This window comes from Lunatimonas lonarensis, from assembly GCF_000390185.1.
Classification (GTDB): domain Bacteria; phylum Bacteroidota; class Bacteroidia; order Cytophagales; family Cyclobacteriaceae; genus Lunatimonas; species Lunatimonas lonarensis.
Genome location: NZ_AQHR01000052.1, coordinates 1 through 5,446, shown reverse-complemented (window position 1 = coordinate 5,446; position 5,446 = coordinate 1). Strand labels below are relative to the sequence as shown.

At 43.0% G+C, this 5,446-nt stretch carries 4 protein-coding genes; 3 read left to right on the top strand and 1 reads right to left on the bottom strand.

The annotated features are described in order from the left end of the window. The first annotated feature begins 582 nt into the window (after nucleotides 1–582). A complete protein-coding gene (locus ADIS_RS08920) occupies nucleotides 583–2,226 on the top strand; it encodes a BF3164 family lipoprotein (RefSeq protein WP_010854123.1) in 1,644 nt (547 codons plus the stop codon). A 289-nt stretch (nucleotides 2,227–2,515) separates the two neighbouring features. Here the strand turns inward: ADIS_RS08920 and ADIS_RS08915 are convergent, their stop codons facing one another. Beyond that, nucleotides 2,516–2,722 (bottom strand): hypothetical protein, encoded by a 207-nt coding sequence (locus ADIS_RS08915; protein WP_035805338.1) that lies wholly within the window; start codon nucleotides 2,720–2,722, stop codon nucleotides 2,516–2,518. Between the two features lie 60 nt (nucleotides 2,723–2,782). Here ADIS_RS08915 and ADIS_RS08910 point away from each other — a divergent pair, with 60 nt between their 5' ends. Further along, nucleotides 2,783–3,304: a thioredoxin domain-containing protein gene (locus tag ADIS_RS08910; RefSeq protein ID WP_155907325.1), complete on the top strand. Its 522-nt coding sequence runs from the start codon at nucleotides 2,783–2,785 to the stop codon at nucleotides 3,302–3,304. A gap of 910 nt (nucleotides 3,305–4,214) precedes the next feature. After that, nucleotides 4,215–5,120 carry an Rpn family recombination-promoting nuclease/putative transposase gene (locus tag ADIS_RS08905; protein ID WP_035805334.1) on the top strand — a complete coding sequence of 302 codons (906 nt, stop codon included), beginning with the start codon at nucleotides 4,215–4,217 and terminating at the stop codon, nucleotides 5,118–5,120. The last annotated feature ends 326 nt before the right edge of the window (nucleotides 5,121–5,446 follow it).

Sequence of the window (5,446 nt, the reverse complement as noted above, 5' to 3'; positions counted from 1 at the left end):
TAGGGGCAGTTGCGTTTTTGATGGTGGCCGGATGGCAGGTAGGTGCCGATGGTACAGCAGAAGTATTTACCGAGACGGAATTGGCGTTGGAGAATGCAGTGGAAGGTAGCGGGAGTTCTGGGAGTTGGACATGTTATTCGGTTTATAGCAGTTGTTGGTTTTGGAATTGCTCAACCATTTATCGATGTGGTAATCCATGTTCTACTGTAAGTGCAGATTCTTTCATGGCCAATTCGACATGCGGATCCTAAATTGTAAATGAATTAAAAACCTGCAAATTAGAATGCAGGTTTTCTGCGTTTGTTTGCACAATTCCGATGACCCTTGAAATGGGTTATTATAGTTATATAAGTGATTTTTAACTGATCCAATTTGATAAGTCCTCAATAAATGAGTACTCATGTCGCAATTGAAACTTAAAGAGACGGTTATCATACATCAGACCTACAGATAGGCAAGTACCCGAAATTCGCTAGGGGACAGGTTTTGAGCATAAATAAAAGCGTCAACAATCAGGTGTATGAATACCCTCCAGGCAGTTTGAAACAGTTCGGCGGATAAAAGAAAAATAATTATGGGCAGATGAGAAAATTTCTGGTATATGCAGCATTATTTTTGCTTTTTTCCTGTCAAAGTAAAAATTCCAATAGAATTTTAATGCAGGATTTCCCTGAACTTTCAACTTTGAGATCAGAGGAAAGGTCGCTTTCAGATTTTCCGCTATTACCCTCTAAGTTGTTGGCTATGAATGATAAAGCCATTGTTTTTGATAACGGTGAAACAGGACTTTTTAAAGTTTATAGTTTGCCTGATTTCGGTTTTTTGTACAGTTTTGGTGAAATAGGTGAGGGACCTGATCAGCTTAAATTTGTTGATCAAAACTCTTTGCAAGTACACAACCAAGCAATTGTGGTATTTACTGGTGAGGAGATTGTCAAATACACTTTAGATTTAACTTATGCTGAGGAAATTCAACGGACAAAACTTCCCATGTTGGGTTCATTACTTCCGATAAATAGGTTGGTACTACTCACCGACTCACTTTTTATATCGGATATTTGGGAAGTTCGTCCAGGTGGTGCGGAGCACCAAATATCGGACGTAAAAGGGCAAGCCAGTGTGGTTCATTTTGGAAAACTCCCGCAAGATGCCTCTACCAATCGATTGGAGCAAAGCGAGCTATACCGAAGGTACCTTAAATCACTGGTGGTGAATCGTGAAAGCGGAAAGATGGTTTCGTTTTACATTCATGAAAATTTAATCAGATATTATAGTAAGGAAGGATATTTAGTTCGAGAGGTAGAGGTTGATTTTTTTAACGGCAGGGATATAGACCGGAACGATTTTACATTTCGTGTAGAACCCGTTGCAACAAAAGATTTTATTTATGTTATGTACATTGGGAGATCCAAACAGGAAATCATAGATGAACCTATGGATTTCCGCCCTCAAATTGAGATATGGGACTGGGACGGGAACCTAATTAGGCGGTATTTACTCGACCAACCCATAACAACGTTTGCTGTTTCTGACGATTATAAAAAGCTATACGGCATCTCTTTTTTTAAAGAGGATGTCCTGTTCGAGTATGATTTAAATCCGCTGGATGTCGCGAGCAGTATCGTGGGAAATCATGGTGAAGACCTTTTACAGAGTACAACTCAAAAGCCAAGAGGCGAAATTCGAAAGAGCGGTTCAACACAAAAAGTAGTAGCAGAAAACGATTTTTACAGCATGGAGCTGCCCATAGGCTGGAATTATGCCACAAACATGTTTAAAGAAAGAAATCTGATTTCGGAGCAAAATGGTGTTTATACAAACTACGGCGGTTACGTGATGGAGAATCACCTGGTCGAAAGCAAAGTGGAAAATGGAGCATGTGGTGCTTCTATGCAAATATGGGTATCTTCACCGGTAACTTTGAACTTTGATATTCCCTCCTATTTAAGGTCAAGGGTAGAAGGTTTTCGATCAAATAATGATTTACTGGATTTAACAGTTCGGGAGTTTTCTGACTCGTTGGGTGAGGGGTATATTATTAGGTATAGATCTCGTTCTGTTGATCCCAAGGGAAACACACAACATCATATTTGGGAGCGAGCGATCTACGAGAAGGATGGTGCGATTATCCAAACTTCTTTCGGAAGTTGTGAGCTATTTGATCGGTATTATGAGGAAGTACGGGAATCCTTTGCAACACTCAGGTTGAAAAAGAAGGTACAGTGAGCATGTACCAGCAGTGTCGCTGACACATTGATGGTAGTCAGAAATGTTTTAAAATGAAAAAATTTGGTATTTTTCGTTTATTGACGCTGCTTGGGTTTGCCTGCACTAACAGGAAACCAATCGTTCCCTACTCTCAAAAAGAAAATGCCCCAGTGTACCAGAGATCCATGGGTCTGGTATCCCGGGAGATAAAGGTATTACTGAAAGACTATCCGTTTCCAGGGTGCCGGACTTCTCTATTATAATTCTCAATGGGCTCTTCGAGAAGTTGGGAGAGCGTTTATTTTCCTCAAAAGTCTACGATCCGTCGAAGATTTTCCTTTCCCCAACCGGTATCAACCTGTTCTGTAGGGACAAACACAATCATGGCGAAAACAAGATTGCCCTTGAGGTATTTGAGCCGGTTATGGTCGGGGATATTTAGGCCGCCTGTTTGTACAGGGGTGCCTAAAAATTTTCGGGGTGCGGATGGATTTGTGGTCCGACGGGCGCTCATACGGGCAGTAGTTGGCGGACCGTCTCCCTTCGTAGGATCATCATTATCCGGAAATCGTACATGTCACGTAAACTACCGTCCATGAGAGCAATTGCCCTAACTATTCATTTTTCAGCCTTTTTCATAATTACTGCCTGTACACCCCAAGCTGAGAGGATGATACTCCCCGATGATCTTGATGTGGTAAACCAGCAATCGGAAATGGACAGTGTCTGTATGACCTGCAGCCACCAGGTTGTCGTTTTTTACGATTTTGACAAGAAAAGTTTTTGTCCGTTTGGGCAGGAGTTTCTATGGAAGCAAATGAAAGATCAATTTCCGGAGGTTGGCTTTGTCTTCTATTTTTCCGGTAAGGATAGGGAAAGGCTGGCCAAGGAGCTCAATGCGTTGGAGTTCCCCTTTCCTGCCTACCATGACCCGGATTTTCTTTTTTACCGGCTTAACGACTTGGATTCAATTCAAACGACCTACCGTATATTACATTCCTTTCACCTGGAAAACGGCTTTTCAGTCAAGCCAGCTCAGATCGGTATGCGCGAAGAATTTCTCGAGGAAATGGAAGGTCTCCGAATGAAGGAATAGGAAATCGTCAAATTGCCAGAGGAGGAAGTCGTAATGATCCTCGCTGAAAAGGGAAGGGCAAAATAAGAGCACGTCTTCGTTTACGTAGTTTGTTTCATAGTGCAGATGTAGTTCCAACCTACCCAGGTTGGGCATATTCAAATCTAAACTCCACAAGTCCATCCGCTGGCATATATATCACCCCTTCGGTGATTTTTTCTCCGTCTTTGACTGACCAATTCATTATTCGCTTCTAAGTTAATTGTTGCCTTGAAAGCAGGACGTATAGGATTTCAGGGCTGACGCCCCTCAATTATTAATGTAATCGTTTTCCTACCAAGATCTCAGGGCTACGCCCCATATATAGTTGATTTCAAAGCTGGGTGAAGCTGGCCAGCCAACAAAAAGGGCCACGCAGGCCGGCCGACTTTTCTGATGGCCTCAAAGTTATCTCCTTATCCAATCGGGTTTTGGAGTATGAGTGTTTGCCTGTTTGAAAACCGGCATTTGGATGGTCTCTGCATTCATCTGAGCCTGTGGCGTTCATTGACCGGTTGAGTTGCCGTTTTGTTTGGTGCGGGTGTGGAGTACTTTGATGTTCATCCTGTTGACCCGAATTCTTGGCTCTGTACATGCCGCTGTCTTTGTCTGCTCCTTTCTTGGTTGTGAATCCAAAGCCCGAAGGGCTGGAACAACAATAACCCGGGGCGGTAGCCCGGGGAACACTGTCTCCCGACTCCACCCAACCCCGAAGAGGGTTGAACTATCGCTGCCATGCGGGGAAATTCCCCCATCCATGATAATCGAGATAATGTGCCTACTGGGCCAAAATGCGATCCTTAAAATGGTAACCGTGCCCTAAACAACCTTTTATTGCAATCGATAATACATGAGAGATTTTACAAAAGGGCAGTTTTTATTATCTTGTGGGATGGCAAAACGTTCCCACAACATACATGACATTTTCGTCAGGGAGTCATTCTCCGATTCGGGACGGGCTGTGGCATTCTTTGAGCGTTTCCTGCCGAATTCAATAATAAGCCATCTGAATCTTGACACGCTAACCGTGTTAAAGGAAACCTATATCAATGAAACGTTAAAGGAGCATTTTTCGGATCTGGTATTTGAAGTGTCGCTCAAATCCGATCACTCGGTCAAAACGGATGTGGCCCTGCTCTTCGAACACAAATCGTCACCGGACAGAAATGTGCTTTTTCAGATCGTGTACTATATGTTTGCGCATTGGACAAAATGTATCTCCGAAACCAAGGAGCCCAAACCCATTATTCCCGTTATCTATTACCAGGGCAAGAAAAACTGGAGCGTCGGAAGCCTTCCAGACCTCTTCAAAAACTACCCGAAGGAAGTAAAGGACTATCTGCCTATTCTCAACCATATTTTTATTGATCTGAAGGCGATCAGCGAAGATCAGCTATTGGGTATGCGCAATAACCTGATGAAAGCGGCGATTCTTGCCCAGCAGTGGCGCATTAATCCGATCAAACTTAAAGAAGACTTCGAGCGCATCTTCCGGCTGTTACCGGTAGAGGGCTCAAACAGGAACTTTTTGGATATGGTTGTTGTATATGCATTGAATGTTTCCGAAATTACGGAGGCCCAGTTGGGCGAAACAATACGATCAATTCCCGAACCTCTAAAAGAAAAAATCATGACAACCTATACGATGCTTATAGAAAGGGCAAAACTTGAAGAAAAAGCAGAGGTTATCGTCAGTCTTTTTGATGAGGGATTTGACGTGCCCAAAGTTGCCAAAATCGTCAAATTGCCAGAGGAGGAAGTCGTAAGAATCCTCACTGAAAAGGGAAGGGTAAAATAAGAGCACGTTTTCTTTTACGTATTTTGTTTCATAGTGCAGATATAGTTTCAACCCACCCAATTGGGGCATATCTAAATCCAAATTCCATCAATCCATTCGCTGGCATATATATCACCCCTTCGGGGATTTTTTTCCGTCATTGACAGACCAATTCTGTTTTAGCTACTAGGTAACTTGTTGCCTTGAACGCAGGGCGGATAAGATTTCAGGGCTGACGCCCCTCAATTATTAATGTAATCGTTTTCCTACCAAGATCTCAGGGCTACGCCCCTTAGGTAGCTCATTTCAAAGCTGGGTGAAGCTGGCCAGCCAACAAAAAGGGCCAC